The sequence below is a fragment of the Butyrivibrio sp. AE3009 genome (genome assembly GCF_000420845.1).
Classification (GTDB): domain Bacteria; phylum Bacillota; class Clostridia; order Lachnospirales; family Lachnospiraceae; genus Butyrivibrio.
This window is the reverse complement of record NZ_ATVS01000001.1, coordinates 111505-132148: the sequence shown is the minus strand read 5'-3', so window position 1 is coordinate 132148 and position 20644 is coordinate 111505. Positions and strand designations below refer to the sequence as shown.

The 20644-nt window shown below is 45.2% G+C and carries 20 protein-coding genes; 17 read left to right on the top strand and 3 right to left on the bottom strand.

Annotated features, from left to right (window positions below; genetic code table 11):
* Positions 1-7: 7 nt before the first annotated feature.
* From G588_RS0100525 to G588_RS22310, 11 genes are all read left to right on the top strand, one after another.
* Positions 8-1054, top strand: a complete 1047-nt coding sequence (locus G588_RS0100525; RefSeq protein ID WP_022776800.1) for a M42 family metallopeptidase — start codon at positions 8-10, stop codon at positions 1052-1054.
* Between the two features lie 12 nt (positions 1055-1066).
* On the top strand, positions 1067-1867 hold the full coding sequence (locus tag G588_RS18570; protein WP_022776799.1) for an NUDIX domain-containing protein: 801 nt from the start codon (positions 1067-1069) through the stop codon (positions 1865-1867).
* A 131-nt stretch (positions 1868-1998) separates the two neighbouring features.
* Positions 1999-2559 carry a hypothetical protein gene (locus tag G588_RS0100515; RefSeq protein WP_022776798.1) on the top strand — a complete coding sequence of 187 codons (561 nt, stop codon included), beginning with the start codon at positions 1999-2001 and terminating at the stop codon, positions 2557-2559.
* Positions 2559-3245, top strand: coding sequence for a response regulator transcription factor (locus tag G588_RS0100510; RefSeq protein WP_022776797.1), 687 nt, complete (start codon positions 2559-2561; stop codon positions 3243-3245). The genes G588_RS0100515 and G588_RS0100510 overlap by 1 nt, the downstream gene beginning before the upstream one ends.
* Entirely contained in the window at positions 3242-4501 is a 1260-nt protein-coding gene (locus tag G588_RS18565) for a sensor histidine kinase (protein ID WP_022776796.1), read from the top strand. The genes G588_RS0100510 and G588_RS18565 overlap by 4 nt, the downstream gene beginning before the upstream one ends.
* Positions 4502-4504: 3 nt before the next feature.
* The gene (locus G588_RS0100500; RefSeq protein ID WP_022776795.1) at positions 4505-5251 is read left to right on the top strand and encodes a nucleoside/nucleotide kinase family protein; all 747 of its coding nucleotides are present in this window, start codon (positions 4505-4507) and stop codon (positions 5249-5251) included.
* An 11-nt stretch (positions 5252-5262) separates the two neighbouring features.
* On the top strand, positions 5263-6369 hold the full coding sequence (locus tag G588_RS21090) for a serine hydrolase (RefSeq protein WP_022776794.1): 1107 nt from the start codon (positions 5263-5265) through the stop codon (positions 6367-6369).
* Positions 6370-6835: 466 nt separating this feature from the next.
* Positions 6836-8023, top strand: coding sequence for an SPFH domain-containing protein (locus G588_RS21085; protein ID WP_022776792.1), 1188 nt, complete (start codon positions 6836-6838; stop codon positions 8021-8023).
* Positions 7959-8891 carry a sugar kinase gene (locus G588_RS0100480; RefSeq protein WP_022776791.1) on the top strand — a complete coding sequence of 311 codons (933 nt, stop codon included), beginning with the start codon at positions 7959-7961 and terminating at the stop codon, positions 8889-8891. The genes G588_RS21085 and G588_RS0100480 overlap by 65 nt, the downstream gene beginning before the upstream one ends.
* A gap of 11 nt (positions 8892-8902) precedes the next feature.
* Entirely contained in the window at positions 8903-10885 is a 1983-nt protein-coding gene (locus G588_RS18550; RefSeq protein ID WP_022776790.1) for a methyltransferase, read from the top strand.
* Between the two features lie 105 nt (positions 10886-10990).
* A complete protein-coding gene (locus G588_RS22310; protein ID WP_022776789.1) occupies positions 10991-11161 on the top strand; it encodes a hypothetical protein in 171 nt (56 codons plus the stop codon).
* A 127-nt stretch (positions 11162-11288) separates the two neighbouring features.
* Here the strand turns inward: G588_RS22310 and G588_RS0100465 are convergent, their stop codons facing one another.
* The 3 genes from G588_RS0100465 to G588_RS0100455 all read right to left on the bottom strand — a co-directional run bounded on the left by G588_RS0100465 (position 11289) and on the right by G588_RS0100455 (position 13810).
* Positions 11289-11732: an aspartate carbamoyltransferase regulatory subunit gene (locus G588_RS0100465; RefSeq protein WP_022776788.1), complete on the bottom strand. Its 444-nt coding sequence runs from the start codon at positions 11730-11732 to the stop codon at positions 11289-11291.
* Between the two features lie 67 nt (positions 11733-11799).
* On the bottom strand, positions 11800-12756 hold the full coding sequence (gene pyrB / locus G588_RS0100460) for an aspartate carbamoyltransferase (RefSeq protein ID WP_022776787.1): 957 nt from the start codon (positions 12754-12756) through the stop codon (positions 11800-11802).
* A gap of 46 nt (positions 12757-12802) precedes the next feature.
* Complete coding sequence (locus tag G588_RS0100455; protein WP_022776786.1) at positions 12803-13810, bottom strand: DUF5050 domain-containing protein; 1008 nt, start codon at positions 13808-13810, stop codon at positions 12803-12805.
* 104 nt (positions 13811-13914) lie between these two features.
* Here G588_RS0100455 and pheA point away from each other — a divergent pair, with 104 nt between their 5' ends.
* The 6 genes from pheA (at position 13915) to G588_RS21080 (ending at position 20625) form a co-directional block, all read left to right on the top strand.
* On the top strand, positions 13915-15042 hold the full coding sequence (gene pheA / locus G588_RS0100450) for a prephenate dehydratase (protein ID WP_022776785.1): 1128 nt from the start codon (positions 13915-13917) through the stop codon (positions 15040-15042).
* A 16-nt stretch (positions 15043-15058) separates the two neighbouring features.
* On the top strand, positions 15059-16606 hold the full coding sequence (locus tag G588_RS0100445) for a Ppx/GppA phosphatase family protein (RefSeq protein WP_022776784.1): 1548 nt from the start codon (positions 15059-15061) through the stop codon (positions 16604-16606).
* Position 16607: 1 nt separating this feature from the next.
* Positions 16608-18782 (top strand): RNA degradosome polyphosphate kinase, encoded by a 2175-nt coding sequence (locus tag G588_RS0100440; RefSeq protein WP_022776783.1) that lies wholly within the window; start codon positions 16608-16610, stop codon positions 18780-18782.
* 47 nt (positions 18783-18829) lie between these two features.
* Positions 18830-19414, top strand: coding sequence for a Maf family protein (locus G588_RS0100435; RefSeq protein ID WP_022776782.1), 585 nt, complete (start codon positions 18830-18832; stop codon positions 19412-19414).
* Between the two features lie 20 nt (positions 19415-19434).
* A complete protein-coding gene (locus tag G588_RS0100430; protein ID WP_022776781.1) occupies positions 19435-19686 on the top strand; it encodes a hypothetical protein in 252 nt (83 codons plus the stop codon).
* Positions 19687-19815: 129 nt separating this feature from the next.
* Positions 19816-20625 carry a Cof-type HAD-IIB family hydrolase gene (locus G588_RS21080; protein WP_022776780.1) on the top strand — a complete coding sequence of 270 codons (810 nt, stop codon included), beginning with the start codon at positions 19816-19818 and terminating at the stop codon, positions 20623-20625.
* The last annotated feature ends 19 nt before the right edge of the window (positions 20626-20644 follow it).

The window sequence follows — 20644 nt, the reverse complement described above, 5'->3', positions numbered from 1 at the left end:
TGACATTATGAAGAAACTTACACTTAAGAAATACACAGATTTTATCGTAAAAGAGACCACAGAGCTCTTAAACATCGATTCCCCTACAGGCTATACAGAGGAAGCTGCTGCCTGGGTTAAGAAAGAGTTCGAGAAGCTTGGCTTTAAGGCAACTATTACAAATAAAGGCGGCGTCATTGTTGACCTCACCGGTAAGGACAAGAAGAACGGACTGTTACTTGAGGCCCACACTGATACTCTCGGCGGAATGGTGGCAACAATCAAGGAGAACGGAAGGCTTCAGCTCACCAATCTCGGAGGTATGAACCCCAACAATGCAGAGACTGAGAACGTAAGGGTTGTGACCAAGTTTGACGGTATCTACGAGGGAACCTTCCAGCTCAATAACGCTTCTATCCATGTTAACGGCAAATATGATGAGACCAAGAGAACCTGGGAGAACTGCGAAGTAGTTCTGGATGAGGATGTTAAGAACAGGAAGGACACAGAGAAGCTTGGAATCTCCGTTGGAGATATCGTATGCTTTGAACCCAATGTAAGAGTGACGGAAAAAGGCTATATCAAGTCCAGATTCCTTGATGACAAGCTCAGCGTAGGCATCCTTCTTGGCCTTGCCAAATATATCAAGGAAAAGAAGATTACTCCTAAGAGAGCGCTGTATGCTCATATCACTGTTTTTGAAGAAGTTGGTCACGGCGGCTCCGGCTGCGTTCCGGAAGGGTGCACTGAGGCTATTTCTGTGGACATGGGATGTGTTGGCGACGGCCTTACCTGCACAGAGAAGCAGGTTTCCATCTGTGCCAAGGATAGCGGAGGCCCTTACAGCTACCCCGTAGTTCAGGGACTTATCGCTGCAGCCAAAGAGAGCGGCACTGATTACGCAGTTGACATCTATCCTCACTACGGAAGCGATGTTGAAGCAACCTTAAGATCAGGTGTAGACTTAAAGCATGGACTTATCGGCGCAGGTGTCTATGCTTCTCACGGCTATGAGAGGAGCCACAGGGACGGAGCCGAGAATGTTCTTAGACTTTTGATCCAGTACGCACTGTAAAGGGAGACACATATGCCTGCTAAGAGAGACTCAAACAACCTTACGGAAAAAGAGTTCCTTAAACAATATACTGATGCCATATATGATAAGCCCTCGGTAACCACGGACATTCTGGTGCTGAGCGTAAATGAGAGCTTCAGCGGCCTCAAGGTCCTTCTTGTAAAAAGAGAAGAACACCCATACCTTGACTGCTATGCTCTGCCCGGCGGATTTATCATGAAGGATGAGACCGCCTACCAGGCAGCAGCCAGAAAGCTCAAGGAGGAGACCGGTCTTGAGGATGTATATCTTGATCAGATATATACTTTTACCAAACCCGGCAGAGACCCCAGGACCTGGGTAATGAGTATCGCTTATCTTGCCCTTGTTCCTGTGAAGATTGCTTTATCCAAGGCAGTATGGTTCGATATCAGAATCGAGGATTCCTGCATTAAGCTGGAAAACAGTGATGAAGGTGTAAGCATATGCTATGACATAACCAATACCACCTTCAAAAACGGCAAACTTTCCTATGAGAACTGGGTCGCAACTCCTGTTACCAAGGACGAGCTGGCTTTTGACCACATAGAGATCATAGTTGAGTCTTTTCTTAAGCTCAGAGCCTCCTTCGAGCACACGGATCTTGCTTTTAACATGGTGGGAGATACCTTTACACTGCCGGACCTTCAGGCTCTGTATGAGCTTGTTCTGGGAAAAAGCCTGTACAAAACCAATTTCCGTGCCATGGTAACACCAAAGATTGAGCCCACAGGCAGCAAGATCAAATCCAGAACAAAGAATAAGCTTTCGACAGAATACCGCTACAGAGAATAAAAGCCGATCATTAATGCGATTTTAATCTGATTTTAATCTTTCAAAAATCTTATATTAATCTAGGCTGTGTATCATTTCAGATATCAAATGAACCAAACAACAAATGATTATCTGAAAGGAAGGTAAATGAAATGGAAAATTTTGAAAAGGTTGAAAAGCTCAGAGAGAAGACAGGCGTATCCTATGAGGATGCCAAAAAGGTTCTGGAAGAGTGCAATTACGACATTCTGGATGCAATGATCGAGCTGGAGCGTCAGGGCAAGGTTACTGCTCCTAATGAAGGCACTTATACAGCCGGAGCAAGTAAGGACATGGAGAATGTCAAGAAGTTCGAGATCGCACAGAAGCAGTATGAGAAGGACTGCAACAGTAATGGTTTCAAGGAAGGCTGCAGGAAACTTGGAAGCTTCATCAAGATGCTGTTTGAGAAGAGCATTGAGATTCAGTTCTGTGTAAATAAGGACGGTCAGAAGCTCGCAGCTGTTCCGGTTCTTGTACTTGTAATACTTCTTCTTGGATTCTTCTGGGTAACACTTCCACTGCTGATTATAGGTCTGTTCTTTGGATTTACCTATAATTTTATAGGGGATGACAAGGTGGTCGTTGACGCTAACGATGTTTGCGACAAGGCATCTCAGACCGCTGAGAATATCAAAAACGAATTTAATAAAAAGGATGATGAAGAGAACTAATGAGTAAAATATTGATCGTAGAAGATGAAGCGCAGCTGGCACGTTTTGAGGAACTTGAACTTAAGCATGAGGGCTATATCGTCGATAAGGCTGATGAGGGCAGAGGCGGTCTGGAACTGGCGCTTTCAAACGATTATGATCTGATACTCTTAGACGTAATGCTGCCGGGCATCAATGGTTTTGAGGTTCTTAGGAGAATAAGAGCTCAGAAGGATACTCCTGTTATCCTTGTGACTGCAAGAGATGCGGTCATGGATAAGGTATCGGGCCTTGATGCCGGAGCAGACGACTATATTACCAAACCCTTTGCTATCGAAGAGCTGCTGGCAAGGATCCGTGTAGCTCTCAAAAGAAAGGGCGCGGGCTCACAGGTAGCCACCAGGAAGCTGTCTATTAACAATGTGACTCTGGATATGGACAGACATGAAGTCACCGCAGACGGCAACCCGGTGGAACTTACCAACTATGAGTTTGAACTTCTCAGGATCCTTATGGAGAATTGCAACATAGTCCTTGACAGAGAGCGTCTTATAAACGAGATCTGGGGCTATGATTATGACGGTGAAACCAATGTGGTAGATGTTTATATCAGACATCTTCGCACCAAAATTGATGACAAATACGGCATCAGCCTTATCCAGACAGTCAGAGGTGTCGGATATGTTATAAAAGAAGGCAGCCTATGAATAACAATATAAGCAAACGAACTTCATCCATTGCAAGAGGTATAAATACAGCTTTCTGGTTTAACAAACTGAAAGCTTTTTTTACTTTGGATCTTCTTATACTTCTGGTTTCTTTTGGACTATTTGGTTACAACAGCTTTAAGACCATTCCGGAGGATGAATATGTCAGGAGTTTTACCATAAGCGGTGAGAGCTACAGGGACGTTGTTCTCAATCTTTTTACTGATATTGGAACCTATAGCTTTCCTATGAAGGAATATGTCTATTTTACAGGAGTAGTCCTGACTGCTGTTATAGCCTATCAGCTTCTGAATCTTCTTTTTTCCCTTACCCATACCGGCAGGATCAGACGCAAACTTAAGCCCCTTAACGAGCTGGCAATGCAGGCAGAGGCCATAAGTGAGGTACCCCTTGATACTACTAAGTTCGAGGAACTGGAAGAAGCTATTTTGAAGGTCCCGGCTGATAAGAACGGAGCCAGGATCTCTACGGGAGATGAGGATCTTGCCAGCATAGAAGCTGCTCTTAACAGCCTGCTTTACAGGATGCAGGAAGCGAGGATGCAGCAGGCAAGGTTTGTTGACGACGCTTCCCATGAGCTTCGAACTCCCATACAGGTTATCCAGGGCTATGCCAATATGCTGGACCGCTGGGGCAAGGATGATCCCGCTGTTCTGGAGGAATCCATCGCTGCCATCAAGAATGAGTCCGAGAATATGAAGGAGCTCATAGATCAGCTATTGTTTCTTGCAAGAGGAGATAATGGGCGTCAGAAGCTGTCTATGGAGAAGTTTGATCTGTCCCTGGTGATGAGGGAAGTGTGGGAAGAATCTTCCATGATAGACCCCGATCACAAGTACGATATTGAGGAAAATGAGGGCTGCTGCATAAGCGGCGACCTTGCCATGATCAAACAGTCCATACGAATATTTGTCCAGAATGCAGCCAAGTATTCCGCCAAGGGCGATACCATCAAGCTTACTGTTAAAAAGGCTGATGACAGGGTTGTTTATATAGTCCAGGACGAAGGTATTGGTATTGCAGGTGAAGAACTGAGCCACATATTTGAGCGCTTCTACAGATCCGACAAGGCCAGAAATTCATCCACCGGCGGCTCGGGTCTGGGGCTATCCATTGCAAAATGGATCATAGACGCCCACAAAGGAACCGTGGAGGTCCTTTCAAGACAGGGCATTGGAACAAGGATCACTGTGTCCTTTGAAAAAGCAGAAAATAATGAAGCAGAAAGTAATTAAAACATGGACAGAATATTTGATAAGAACATAAACGGCATCGATGTCAGAGCGACCTACAGCCAAGAATCAATAAATAACATATTTTTGCCTCTACTTGAACACCTTACTGCATTGCAGAAAGAAAAAGGCTCAAGGGTCTTAGTTATGCTGGCAGCACCTCCCGGTGCAGGTAAAAGCACTCTCTGCAGCTTTCTGGAGGAACTGTCTAAGGAGCGGGATGAACTGTGTAATGTACAAGCCATTGGTATGGATGGATTCCACAGAAGACAGGAGTATCTACTGTCCCACACCACAGAACGTGATGGTAAGACCATTAAGATGGTGGAGATAAAAGGAGCCCCGGTGACCTTCGATATTGATAAGCTGACTGAAGCAGTAAAAACAGTTGCCGCAGGAGAAAACTGCGGCTGGCCATCCTATGACAGGCACCTTCACAATCCGGTGGAGGACGCCATAATGGTTACCGGAGATATAGTGATTCTTGAAGGAAACTATCTTCTTCTTGATGAAGATGGCTGGAGAAAACTCAAAGAATTTGCTGACTATACGATCATGATCACTGCAGGCGAAGAGTTCCTCAGGAACAGACTTATTGACAGGAAGGCCAAGAGTGGCAACAGCCTTGAGAAGGCTACGGAATTCGTAGATTACAGTGATATGGCCAATGTCCGCATCTGCCTTAATGATTCTATGACAGCAGATATGACACTGGCAATTGATGAAAGTGGGGAATACTCGATTAAAAATTAGGAGAGCTTGGTATGAAAACTGTAGAAATATTGGGGGCGAATCGATTTGAGACATTTTCGAAGACGCGAGACGGGGCTCGCGCGATTATCGTACAGGATGGAAATATCCTCCTTACTCATGAATTAAATTCAGGCTGGTGGCTGCTTCCGGGCGGCGGCCAGGAAGAAGGCGAGACCTTCGAGGAGTGCGTTATCCGCGAGGTCGAGGAAGAAACAGGGGTACTTGTCCGCGTCATAAGACCGGTTGTTTTCATGAAGGAATATTACGAGGAATACTGCTATTCGGGCTGCTGCTTTGCTTGCGAAGTAACGGGAAAAGGGCATATGAACCTTACCGAAGCTGAAATACGCCGCGGAGTACAGCCGGAATGGATACCTTTACAAGATGCGCTGGAACTGTTCTCAAAACATGAGTCTTATGCTGATATAAGCGAGGAAAAAAGAGGTTCATATCAGCGGGAATATATAGCCCTTAAGGAGTATATGGAGAGCGGCCCTGACAGCATTAAAGGACAGATGTATGAACGCTTCCCGGGAGTAAGCTGTGCATATAGGGATGCGGCTGGAAGAGAAATCTTGAAATACACTGGAGTTGCCGATAAGGAAAACGGTGTTGCAGTAGATAGGAATACCGTTTTTCCTGCGTGCTCGATATCAAAGTTTATTACGGCAATAACGGTTAGGAAGCTTCAGGAGCTGCTAAATATAGATGAACCCGTCAATCGCTATCTTCATCAGTGGAAGCTTCGTACAAAAGACGGAGAAGAAAGCAACGCCACAATAAGATCGATCCTTAACCATACCTCAGAGTTATGGAGTACGCCCGAGGAACTGATGACGATAGCCAAAGAATTCTTCGAAGCAATAAATGGCCGGAGTACGTTTCTTAGCAGGGAATCTGCACTGGAAATGATAAGACCCACTGAGAACTTTTCCCAGGTGGGCCTTGGTTTATTCCTGAGTGAAGGAGACATCCTGTTATCGCAAGGATGGGGCGAAAACGGACAGAGTATGCTAAAACTAAACACTGCGACAGGAGAGATTTCAGTCGTGATGACAAATAAGGATCCCGGCGTGGATCAGACAGAATCCGGATTGGAACATCTAGCGACACTGTAAGGTTGATGAGTATGGGAACGATTATTAACTTCTTTGTTCCCTTTAATCTTACGGGTTATAAAGACAGTGTATACAACTGTGACAACAACCAGGGATACAAAGAGTCAGAATCCAGCTGCACCAAGCCAGAGAATCAGATCTATCTGGGTTTTGACTCCTGCCCAGCCATATCTTTTTTATCTTTATCCATCAGTGTTTGGACCTCCCATCTTCAAGAAATTTAAGGAATTCTTCTTTTTATCTCTTTCATACCTTTGTCAGGATCTCCATTACCATAGTATTTCAGCAGATGCAGTTTTTAATTTATCTGAGCCACTGGCTAACAGAGAGGCGTGGTCTTTCAGATTATTAGGGTTCCTTAATTTGCCTGTTGACAAAGTAGTAAAATGCTACTAATATATAAACAAGCAAAGCAAAGTAGCAAAATACTACTAATTAAAATAACAAAACACGTAAGGAGCAGATTATGACATTCAAAAAATTCAGACCAAACGACTATGTAATGGTTATCAGAAACGGGGCGGTTGTGAGAGAGGGAATCGGATTATCGGTTCTGTACAACAACATGACAACCAACCTGGTGGTGGCTCCCTCCACAGCCTTTGACGGGAGCTTCGCCTTTGATGATCTTGTGACCAGTGATTATCAGAGAGTATACGTACAGGGCGTTACCACATATATGATCACAGATTATGCCAAGGCTTCTGCAATGCTTGATTTTTCCTATAGTCCCAACGCACCTATGGATGACAAGATTCTTGAAACCATGGCAGTTCTGGAGAAGAGGATCAACAATATCATCAAGGCCATCGTTATCAAGGCAGTCAGCAAATGTGACGTCAGAACCATCATCAGACTGGCGGATCAGCTGGCAGGAGAGGTTGCAGCAGCGCTTTCCCAGGATGAATCAATTGAAAAGCTGGGCGTAAGCATCACCTCTGTAAACATCCTTGGTATCAGCCCCACAGTTGAGACCAGAAAAGCTCTTGAAGCTGCAGCCAGAGAGGAAATCCTGAAGGAACAGGACGATGCCATCTACAAGAGAAGGAACGCAGCCATCGAGCAGGAGAGACTCATCAAGGAGAACGAGATCAACACCGAGATCAAGGTGGCAGAGAAGGAGCAGGAGAAGGAAGAAAAAGAGCAGGAGATGAAGCAGGCAATTAAGTTGAAGGCCCTTCGCGCAGAGCTTGCCCTGAACACAGAGAAGCAGGAAAAAGAATTTGATCTTCAGGAAAAGGCCACAGCCAAAAAGCTCCTTATCGAGAAGCAGGAAATGCTTGGTAAGATCGAGCTTGAAAAGAAGAACAAGGAATACACGGAGCTTGAAGCCGAGAATGCAAGGATCAAGGCAGACCAGGAAGCATATGCAGTAGAAGGAATTGTAAGAGCATACAACAACCTGAACGTAGCCCTCGTCGAGGCATGCGCAATGGCTCAGACAGATCCCGCAACGCTGATGGCTAAGGCATTTATGAACATCGGAGAGAACGCCGGCAAGATTGAGAATTTCAATATCACACCGGATCTTCTTAAGACCATTGTAAGTGGCCTGGGATCTGACAAGGGGACGGTTAGGGAGGATAGAGATGACAGACAGAGGCATGAACAAGGTGGTGCTGGTAAAGAGGCGCACCAGATACGAAGAGCTTAAGAGAAGATATAACACCATAGAGCAGGCGAAGTTTTATATAGAGCATCTGGGTGCAGATTTCTCTGACTATGAACTTGAGGACAGAAATTATAACAATGCTCTTGAGAGCGTAAGGAACCTTGTTCGCCCCATGGCAAGACTTCAGGAGATAGACAGGGAATATATTTCCAACATGATCTTTGGCCCCAAGGACATAGTTATTGCAGTGGGCCAGGACGGACTCGTGGCCAACACCATGAAATATCTTGACGGTCAGCCTCTTATAGGAATTAACCCCGATCCCGCAAGATGGGACGGGGTGCTCCTTCCCTTTGAAACAGGGGACCTGGAAAGAGTACTTCCCAAGGTGATCGATGATACATTCTCAGAGAAAAATGTTACAATGGGAAAAGTGGAGTCTAAGGACGGTCAGGTTCTTTACGCAGTAAACGACTTCTTTATAGGCGTAGACAATCACACTTCCGCCAGATACCACATTAATTACAGAAACCGGATAGAGAATCAGTCATCATCGGGAATCATCATTTCAACAGGCTTTGGCATGACGGGGTGGCATAAGTCAGTCATGGCACAGTTCAGAGGTATGGCCAGGAGCTTCGGCCTTGGAGATGTGAAGGAACCTGTCTTTGACTGGGGAGCCAAAAGTCTCACCTTTCAGGTAAGGGAGCCATATCCCAGCAGATTCACCCAGGCAGAGCTTGTCTACGGACAGATTGAGGAGAATGAGAACCTTCTTATCACCTCGAACATGAGTGAAAACGGCGTAGTCTTTTCAGACGGAATCCTTGATGACACCATTGAATTCAATGCGGGAATGCAGATTGAGATTTCAGTCGCAGACCGTATCGGGAGACTCGTTACCGGTTGAAAGGACGGGAAATGAGTTCAAATTTTGATACATTTTTTGAGAAGAACGGAGATCTTAAGGAGGGGGTACTGTCAGACAAGCTCTGGCTTAAGTACCTGACCCAGACCGACAACGTTTATGTAAATGCCGAGAGACTAGAAAGTATGGGGAGCCTTTCGGGCAAAGAAACTCTCATGTATGTAATGAGAACTCTTGATATACTTGATGAGATCAAAGAAAGAGAGAGCCTTTCCGCAGATACCTTCGATGCGGTGAGGCTTACTCTTATGTGGTCAGAAGTGGCCAAGGGAGGACTTGAGGCTGAGAGAAAAGAGTGGATCAAAAAGGGATATCCTTTGGATATTCACAACATAGCCTCAGCTGAGATCTACAAAGACGCAACCGGAGATTCCGGACTTGTGTATACCCTTATTAAGACCCACGGAGTTGTAGGTCAGTCCCTTAGAGGTGAGATTTCTTTTTCCGGAAATAAAGATCTTCTTGGGATTAAAAGAGATGATTTAAAGGTCCTTCTCATGGCTCTTAATGAGTGCATCATCAAGGCTGTCAGTGACAACATATGGAACAGGGTTAAGAAGAGCACGGAGTCTCTTATAGATGGAATCGTAAGGGGAGAGCTTAAGGAATATTCGCCGGCCCATAGGCTCCAGAAGCTTCTTCCCGGGGAGATTGAGTTCTTCGATAATGACGTTAAGTTTTTTGAGAAAAAGATATTCCCAAGGTTTGAACTGTGGTATTTCGAGGCGGCGCTTTCCGATTTTAACATGGGGCAGATAAGGATTATTCTGGCCAATATTCTTGAAGTGATAGATGCACAAAATGACCCGGTTAATCACCTTAACTTCAAGGCTCTTGCAGATAATCTCTACTACGATTACGAGGGCAAAAAACATATCAATATCTATAAAAAACGTATCATCGAAAAGTATCTTCTTGATGCTTCCGTTCAGAATGTGAACATAAATGTGAAGGTTCGTAACGGCTCAGCCTATGTGGATTTCAAGTTCTCCAGGGTGTGTGAAAAGCTCATTGACTTCTGCGTTGAAGCAGAGAGGAGCGGTCTTCTTACCTTCGAAAAGAGTATCATCGTACTCTACGATATGTTTGGCTTCAGGCGCGATGCCTTTGACAGGCTCAACAATGAAGACAAGTATCTAAGGACCATGAATGATGTATCAAAGAGCACCAAGGACAGCATCATAGATTACGTGGCAGGAGACAGCGTTGTGGATGTGGGAAGCGGCGGTGGAATACTACTTGATAAGCTGGAAGCCAGGTTCCCGGATAAAAAGGTCATCGGTACAGATATCTCAACCAACGTTATTGAGGCTCTGGGCCAGAAGAAAAACAGAGAGGGACACAGCTGGGAAGTCAAGGTTCACAACTTCGTGGATAAGACCTTGGAACCAAAGGCCGGCAGCGTTATATTCTCATCAATACTTCACGAGATATATTCATACACTGAAAACGAGAACGGAAGATTTGAAATTGACAGTGTGAAAAAGGCTCTTAGAAATGCCTATGACAGTCTTGATAAGGGCGGCAGGATCATTATCAGAGACGGTGTTAAGACTGAAGGTAGTGCTGTCAGAAAGATAAGATTCAAAACGGCAGCAGGCCTTGATTTCTTTAAGAACTACATGACGGACTTCAAGGGACTTAAGGATATACCGGAGGATAAAAAGGTCACCGATATCGATGAGAAGAACCTGACAGTTACCGGTGATATCAACTTTATCAGAGAGTTCCTTTTCACCTATACCTGGGGTTCTGAGAGCTATGCCCATGAGGTTCAGGAGCAGTTCGGATATTTTACACTGGAGGAATATAAGAACTTTTTTAAGGAAATGGGTGCTGAACTTGTTTTTGCAGAACAGTTCCTGGAACCGGGCTACCCCGATAACCTTGGCAAGTACTTGGAACTCCTTGATGAAAAGGGCGAAATAACTGAATATCCAGAGTCCAACTGCATCATTGTAGCACAGAAACAGTGACGATAATTTAGCAGATATTTAATTCTTTTACCATACACACTTAATTATGCCGTGCTATAATTTATCTTGAAGAGAAAGAATTTTTTTCTTATAGGAGGGAAAGTTATGTTTGGTAAATCATCTAAGGATGTCTATGTAAACAAAGAGACTCAGCCGATCTCTGTGTCCGGAGCAAATGATAATCCTTTTATGCAGGAGATGCTAAGGGGCGAAGAGAGAAGAAGAGTAAAACATACGGATGATGTGTATAATAGGCAGAATGGATATATAAAGTGATAGCAACAAAAAGGGGATAGCAATAAAAAGGGGACAGTCCCCATCAACAAATTGTGAACTACATATCTTTCCGGCAGGTACTGATGTTCACAGTTTGTTAATGGGGACTGTCCCCTTTTTATTGCTATCACTTCTTCGACAGATCCGTCTCGGAATACTTCTCATCGCAGTACTTGCAACGATAGATCTCTTTTTTCTCATCCGACAGATAGAAGATCTGGGGCAGCTCCTGCTCGATGGAGGAGATGCATCTTGGGTTGTGGCAGCGGATGACATCCTTTATCTCCTTGGGAAGAACCAGAGATCTCTTCTCGATTATCTCACCGGCTTTAATAACATTAACGGTGATGTTGTGGTCGATAAATGCCAGAACATCAAGGTCAAGGGTATCGATATCACATTCTACCTTCAGAATGTCTTTTTTGCCCATGGCCTTACTCTTGGCGTTCTTGATTATGGCAACGGTGGAGTCAAGCTTATCAAGGCCAAGGTGCCTGTATATCTGCATGCTCTTTCCTGCCTGGATATGGTCAAGAACAAAGCCTTCTTCTATTTTTCCAATATTTAACATAGAAATCCTTCTTTCTGAAATTCTAAATGATTTACCTTAAACAATAATCTATATTCTGAGCCGGAGATCAGAACTTCCTCAGAAGATCGTGATTCATATGGGCATCAGTCATATCAAGGAGAGTTAAGATAAGTGCCATTCTTACGTACAGACCGTACTGAACCTGCTTGAAGTATGCGGCCCTTGGGTCATCGTCAATCTCAACGGAGATCTCGTTGACTCTGGGAAGGGGATGGAGAATGAACATCTTCTCCTTGGCAAGGGACAGCTTGGCCTTATCAAGGATGTAGAAATCTTTGAGTCTTATGTAGTCTTCCTCGTTGAAGAAACGCTCCTTCTGAACTCTTGTCATGTAGAGGAAATCAAGCTTGGGCATAACCTCTTCCAAACGAACAACCTCTTCGAAGGGGATGCCCTTGGAATCAAGCATTTCTGTTATATAGTCGGGGACTCTTAATTCATTTGGAGAAATAAATACGAATTTGATGCCTGTGTAACGAGTCAGGGCATTTATAAGAGAGTGGACGGTACGACCAAATTTAAGGTCTCCGCAAAGGCCAATGGTGAAATCACCAAGTTTGCCGTAAAGTGATCTGATTGTAAGAAGATCTGTGAGAGTCTGGGTGGGATGCTGATGACCTCCGTCACCTGCGTTGATAACGGGAATACCGGATTTGGAAGCTGCAACCATCGGTGCGCCTTCCTTGGGATGCCTCATGGCACATATATCTGCGAAACAGGAAATAACTCTAATGGTATCGGAAACACTTTCGCCCTTGGCTGCCGAGGAAGATCCCGCATCTGCGAATCCAAGGCATTTACCGCCGAGACGAAGCATTGCTGTTTCAAAACTGAGTCTTGTTCTGGTACTTGGTTCATAAAAACAGGTAGCCATTATCTTTCCCTCACACTTGTGGGAATAGGCTTCCATGTTGTTTTCGATGTCATTTGCCACATCGAAAAGCGCCTCCAATTCCTCAACCGAGAAATCCAAAGGATTCATCATGTGTCTTAACTTATTCATACCGTCTCCTCAATAATTAAATGTAAAATACGTAAAATATATGGAATCAGCCGCTGACCACGAAAACCGAGGCAGGTCTGGAACCATCAAGGGGCATATGATACGTCGTCGCATCATCTCCAAAAACCTTAAAATAAACATAGCGGGATGTCAAGTTAATACTGTTAACAATACCCTCGTACAAAATGTAAATATTGCTTCCGTCCAGATCGCATCTGCGAAGGGCGGGGTGATCAGCGTTGGAAAAAGAGTAGTAGATGTGCTCATGGTCCATGGTGAAGCAGTCACATCTGTCGGAGACTACAAGCTCCTGAACTCCGGTTGAGAGGTTGGTTCTCCAGATGCTGTAATTGGATTCTCCGTTGAGATAGTAGATGTAGCCGTCCATAACCACAGGGAAAAAGCAGTATCCCGGTACCACCACTGTATCAGAGTAGCTGCCGTTTAAGCGCATAGCATGTATGTTGTGATCGTTGGTAACGCCGGTGTAATATAGAATGCCGTTGTCATAGCAGACAGGGGATATCATCTCATTGGCAACCTGCTGTTTATCCTTTTTGTCAACGCGGATCTTGTTAAGGGTGCCGCCATCTGTTTTGCCCTGGTAATAGATATATTCACCGCAGAGCTGAACCTCGCCGCAGAAGTCACGAAGAAGACAGGTCTGATTCCTGCCCTTGGTGGTGCACCTGTAGATTCCGAACTGATTGGAAGCGGCTCCCAGGCCTGTAACCTTGCCGGACTTGTGAGTTGAATCCATGTAAAAATAGAGGTAGCCGTTGGCTCCGTTGATATACTTGGCACCCATGGTGGTAAGGCGCTTTGGTTTGGATTCATCAAGATTCATGGAGTATAAACAATTTTCTTCCTGGGAATTGGAAAAATAGACCTTGTCGTCCATCTCGAAAAACAGACCGCCGTTCTGAAGATTGCCTGTCATATTCCCTACGTCCGAAGGATCCATGGGGATCCGCTGCTCGTAAAGGGTGACAGCAACCAGACCGATAGATAAAAATGCCACAAGTAAAAAAACGATAACAATTTTCTTATTCATGGTTAACCCCTCTCTTAGAATTATTATAGGCTCGTTAAACCTTGCTATCAAGCACAAAATCAACTATCATGAATATATATGCGTATGTTTGGGAGTATGAAAAAATGGATCTTAAGGAACTTAGAGTCGAGATAGATAAGGTCGACAGACAGATTGTGGAGCTCTATGAAAAAAGAATGGATATTGCTTCACAGGTGGCTGATTATAAGATAGCTAACGGCAAAAAGGTTTTTGATAAGGAAAGAGAAGATCAGAAGCTCAAGGCAGTGGGAGAACTTACCCATTCTGAATTTAACAAAGTAGGTGTTGAGGAGCTTTTTTCCCAGCTGATGTCCATGAGCAGGAAGCTCCAGTACCAGAAGCTTCAGGCCCACGGTGCTTCAGGAAGACTTCCCTTTATCAGAATCGATTCAATAGATTACAAGAACTGCAGAGTCTGCTACCAGGGAGCAGAGGGCGCCTATTCTGAGATCGCCATGAAGGAGTTCTTCGGAGAAGAGGTGAACAGCTTCCATGTGGAGAGCTTCAGGGATGCAATGGCGGTCCTGGAGGACGGAAGCGCAGACTATGCGGTACTTCCCATAGAGAATTCCACAGCAGGAATTGTCAGTGAGATATACGATCTTCTGACCGAGTATGAACACTACATCATCGGAGAACAGATCATTGAGATTAGGCACTGCCTTATGGGACTTCCGGGAGCTAAGCTTTCAGATATCAATACAGTTTATTCACATCCCCAGTCCCTTATGCAGAGTGCGAAGTTTTTGTCAGAACACAGCGACATAAGGCAGATCAGTATGAAAAACAACGCCTTTGCGGCCCGTAAGGTGGCAGAGGATGGGGACATAACCCAGGGAGCCATCGGAAGCACTCTGGCGGCCAGGATATACGGCCTTGAGGTTCTTCAGGAGGGCGTCAATCAGGCTGAGTCCAATTCAACGAGATTCATTATAGTGACCAATCAGAAGGTATTCCTTAAGGGTGCGGGCAAGATCAGCATCTGCATGGAGATTCCCCACGAGGCAGGATCCTTGTACCATATGATGTCACATTTTATCTATAACAACCTTAACATGACCAAGATCGAGTCAAGACCTATTGAGGACAGGAACTGGGAATACAGATTCTTCATAGATTTTGACGGCAATCTTGAGGACAGCGCGGTGAAGAATGCATTAAGGGGCCTTAGGGAAGAGGCCAAGATGCTGAAAATACTTGGAAATTATTAAGGATAGAGGGGTTCTTATGACGGGTGAAGTATTTGCTGCAATCGATGTGGGTTCCTATGAGATGGCGCTCAAGATCTTTGAGCTGTCCGCTAAATACGGCGTAAAGGAGCTGGACCATGTCAGACATCGCATGGACCTTGGAACGGAGACCTATGCCACCGGCAGGATCTCCAATTTCCATGTGGATGAGATGATCAGGATAATTACGGATTTCAGGGATATCATGCGCAGCTACGGCGTCACCCACTATCAGGCCTACGGCACCAGTGCCATGCGTGAGACCAAGGACATTGTTGTGGTTCAGGACCTGATAGAGCAAAGGACCGGCATACACATCGACATCTTAAGTAACTCAGAGCAGAGATTTCTCGACTACAAATCTATAGCCTTGAAACAGGACCAGTTTGAGGAGATCATCAAACGTCCCACTGCCATTGTGGATATAGGTGGCGGCAGTATTCAGATATCCATCTTTGAAAAGGATGCTCTGGTTGCCACCCAGAATCTTACCACCGGTGTTTTGAGGATCCACACCACCATGGAGGAAGTACATGCCACCAAGCTTAAGTACAGAGACCTGGTTTCGGAGCTGGTCAATTCCCAGCTAAGTGTCTTTTCCAAGATCCATCTTAAGGACAGAAAAATAGAAAATATCATAATCGTAGACGACTACATTTCGCCGGTTATTCAGAGGCACAGGATGGGAACCGACAGACCGGGCTATGCAACAAGACAGGAGTACATGAAGTTCCTGGAGAAGGCCAACAATACCAGTGCCATCGAAGTAGCCAAGAAGCTTAATATTCCTGAGGATAACGTACCTTTATTGTATGTATCGGGAACTATCATCAAATGTATTCTAGATGAGACTAAGGCTGACAATCTGTGGGCTCCCGGCATTACACTCTGCGACGGTATAGCCTATGAGTACGCGGAGAAAAAGAGCTTCATCAGTTCGCCTCATGATTTTGAACAGGATATCATCGCCTGCGCCCAGAATATATCCAAGAGATTCATGGGTAGTAAATCAAGGCGTGAGACGTTGCAGAAGATAGCACTAACGGTGTTTGACAGTACGGCGGACCTCCACGGACTTACCGGAAGAGACAGGCTTCTTTTACAGATTGCAACCATACTTCATGATTGCGGTAAATACATTAGTCTCGTTTACCTTGGAGACTGCTCCTACAACATCATCATGTCAACGGAGATCATAGGCCTGTCCCACAGAGAGAGGGAAATCGTGGCCAACGTGGTCAGATTCAATCATGAGGCCTTCGATTACTACACAAGTAACAGCAAGTTCTTTGAAGGGTTCTCCAAGGAGGATTACCTTAGAGTTGCCAAGCTCACAGCTATAATCAGAATAGCCAACGGCCTTGACAGGACCCACAAGCAGAAGTTCAAGGATGTCCGGGTTTCCATCAAGGACGGAGAGCTGGAGATATATGTGGATACCAATGCGGACATTACCCTTGAGAAGGGACTGTTCGGAAACAGAGCAAGCTTTTTTGAGGAAGTATTTGGTGTAAGACCTGTCATCAGGCAAAAGAGGATCATCTGATATGGCTAAGATAAAGGATAAGATAAAGGATAAGAACAAAAACAAAACTGTAGATTTTGAAGATTCAAGGCTCTACATAAACAGAGAGCTGAGCTGGCTTTCTTTTAACGAAAGAGTTCTGTCCGAGGCGGAGGATGAGCACAATCCTCTGTTTGAGAGGCTGAAGTTTCTGGCTATATCTGCCAGCAACCTGGACGAGTTCTTCATGGTAAGAGTTGCATCCCTTAAGGACATGATCAATGCCGGCTACAAGAAGCTTGATATTGCAGGCATGACAGCCGGTGAGCAGCTGGATGCAGTGCTTTTTGCCGTTCACAATTTTGTGGACAAGCAGTATGAGATCTACAATCAGTTCCTGGTTCCCCAGCTGGTGGACAATGGGCTTAAGATCTGCGATGTGAACGAGCTTGGCAGGAAGGAGAGCGACTATGTGGACAGGTATTTCGACGAATTCGTTTTCCCTGTTCTTACACCAATGGCGGTGGACTCTTCAAGGCCATTTCCCCTTATCAGGAACAAGACCCTTAATATAGGTGCGCTTCTTAAGAAAAAAGAGGGCAAGGACGGCGTTGATTTTGCAACGGTACAGGTGCCTGATGTACTTCCCAGAATCCTGGAGATTCCTTCTTCAGATTCCGAAACGGGACTTCGCAAGATTGTTCTGTTAGAGCAGATAATACAGAAGAACTTAAGTAAGCTCTTCATGAACTACGATATAATCACCAGTGCCCCTTACAGGGCAGGAAGAAACGCGGATCTATCCATCGACGAGGATGAGGCGGAGGATCTTTTAAAGGAGATCGAGAAGCAGCTCAAGCTCCGTCAGTGGGGACAGGCCATAAGGCTTGAAGTCTCCGGGGATATGGATAAGAAGCTTCTTAAGATCATCGCCGGTGATCTGGGAGTTGATGCCAATGAGATATACAGGATAGAGGGTCCCCTTGATCTGACCTTCCTTATGAAGGTGTACAAGCTGGACGACTTCGAGCATCTCAAGGAGCACAGCTACAAGCCGCCTCAGCCGGTGGTGGCCTTTAACAACGACAGGGATATTTTCGAGGTCATAAGAGAGGGAGATGTGCTGATGCACCATCCTTATGAGACCTTTGAGAATGTGGTTCGCTTCGTCGAAAAGGCGGCTGTGGATCCCGATGTTCTGGCTATCAAACAGACTCTCTACAGAGTAAGCGGTAACTCTCCGATCATTGCAGCCCTTGCCAAGGCAGCAGATAACGGCAAGCAGGTTACGGTTCTGGTGGAGCTCAAGGCAAGATTCGATGAGGAGAACAACATCGTCTGGGCCAAGATGCTTGAGAAAGCGGGATGTCATGTTATCTACGGTCTTGTGGGACTTAAGACTCACTGTAAGATCACTTTGGTGGTAAGACGTGAGGAGGACGGAATCAAGAGATATGTGCATCTTGCAACAGGTAACTACAATGATTCCACGGCTAAACAGTATACGGACGTAGGACTTTTTACCTGCGCACCGTCCTACGGTGAGGATGCAACTGCGGTATTTAACATGCTGTCAGGTTATTCTGAGCCCCTTGGCTGGAACAAGCTGTCCCTTGCACCTCTGTGGCTTAAGGATAGGATCATAGATCTAATCAAAAGAGAAGAAGAACATGCCAAGGCAGGTGAACCCGCAAGGATCATTGCCAAGATGAATTCCATCTGTCACAAGGAGGTTATCGCCGAGTTATACAGAGCCAGCAGCATGGGAGTTAAGATAGATCTGATAGTACGAGGTATATGCTGCCTTAAGGTTGGAATACCGGGAGTCAGCGAGAATATTACAGTAAGGTCTATTGTAGGTAACTTCCTGGAGCACAGCAGAGTGTTCTATTTTGAGAACGGAACGAGCCCTGAGTTCTATGCTTCCAGTGCCGATTGGATGCCTAGAAACCTTGAGAGGCGTGTAGAGATTCTTTTCCCTGTTGAGAACGAGAAACTACGGGAGAAGCTGTGGCACATTCTTGATACAGAGCTTAAGGACAATGTAAAGGCACATATCATGCAGCCTGACGGAACCTTCTCCAAGGAGGTTACCACCGGCGAAGAGTACGCTGAGAAGATCAATTCTCAGAAGATATTCGGAGATGAGGCAGCAGCTGCGGCCAAGGTCATGAATGCTCAGAATACAAGAGTATTTGTACCTGAGAAGCATATGTGATTATAATATTATTCGAATATTTTTATGGTAATAAAGGAGAAGAGTAAGTGAAATACATTCTTGCTTCGGGATCCCCGAGAAGGAAAGAACTTCTTGCCAAGGTGATTCCCAATTATGAAGTAATACCCGCCATAGGCGAGGAGGCTACCAGTAAAGAGCTGCCTGAGGAGATAGTTGAAGAGCTTTCTTATCAGAAAGCTTCCGAGATATTTAATAAAGTTTTAACCAATTCTACAGATATCCCCGTTGTAATTGGCGCAGACACCATTGTATCATATAAACGTAGGGTACTTGGTAAGCCCAGAGACCGCAAGGATGCCGCTGATATGATCAGAGGATTTCAGGGCGACTCCCATGCGGTATATACCGGAGTAACAGTATTTACCATGAAGGATGGTAAGCCTTACAGTTTTACTTTCCATGAGGAGACGCTGGTGGATGTGGCACCTATGACAGAGGAGGAGATCCTTTCCTATGTGGCCACCGGTGAAGCGGATGACAAGGCAGGAGCCTACGGCGTTCAGGGACTGTTTGGAATATACATCACCGGTATAAGAGGCGACTATTACAATGTTGTGGGGCTTCCCATTGCAAGACTCTATCATGAACTTAAGAATAACGGACTACTATAGAGTTTCGGAGGACAATTTGTATGCACGAGTATGACGAGGCAGTGATCAGATGTTTTTTGGAGAATCAGGGACAGCTTTTCCCGGAGGATGTGGCATCCAATGAGGAAGAGGCAGAGGCTTTCCTTGAGGACTGCATGGCAGTTGTTGTTGACGGACCGGATGAGGTCGAAGAATATTTCGAGGAATCCGGTGTAGACGTTGAGGGCAACGTTCTTGATGCTGACGAAGTATTTGATATCGGCGATGGCAGATACCTTATCGTAGAGGGCTGATAATATACAATTCATATAAGGTGTCAGGCTCCGTGAACAAACTGTGACCTTTACTCACAATTTGTTCACGGTGTCTGACACCTTTTTTGGTATAATGGTTAAAGTTATAAATGTTTATTGGAGGATATTTTGAGCAGTAAGATTTTTTTCTTTGACCTGGACGGAACTCTTTTGAATAAAGAGAAGATAATAACACCTGCTACCATGGAGGCTCTTAGGAGGTTCACGGAGGCAGGGAATCATTTCTGTATAAATACGGGAAGGGCCATTGACAGTGCAAGAGCAGTTTATAATGGGCTGGGGCTTGATTTTAAGGGGAGCTATCTTTGCGGCTCCAACGGTACAGAAATATTCAGTGTTGATGATGAGAAATATGTATACAAGACCGGTATTAGGCTCGAACTTGTGCCGAAGATCATGGACCTTGCGGCAGAATATGATATGCACTGCCATACCTATAATGAGACTCATATCGTCAGCAGATGGAATGGGGAGTGTATGGATTATTACAGAAGGGTTATTAAGACGCCGCTGATAGTGGCTGACGATGTTATGCAGTATATAGTGACACCGCCTTCCAAGATGATTGCCATTGAGCTTCATGATCATGAGAAGCAGGAGAGATTTAGAATGGCGCTTCAGGAGATGGTGGGGGATGAGCTGACCCTTTTGTATTCCAATCCATATTACATGGAGATATTTCCTTCCATTGCGGGAAAGGGAAGTGCGGTAAAAAGGCTTGCTGATTATCTTGGGATACCTGTAGAGAATACGCTGGCTGCGGGAGATGAGCAGAATGACCTGTCCATGATCGAGGCAGCAGGCTGCGGCATTGCCATGATAAACGGCACGGATGTAGTTAAGGCAAGTGCAGATGTTGTTACCAAAGAAGATAACAATCATGATGGCCTGGCGGAGTTTATTTTAGGGGCTATCTGATATGTCAGACCCAATAGTC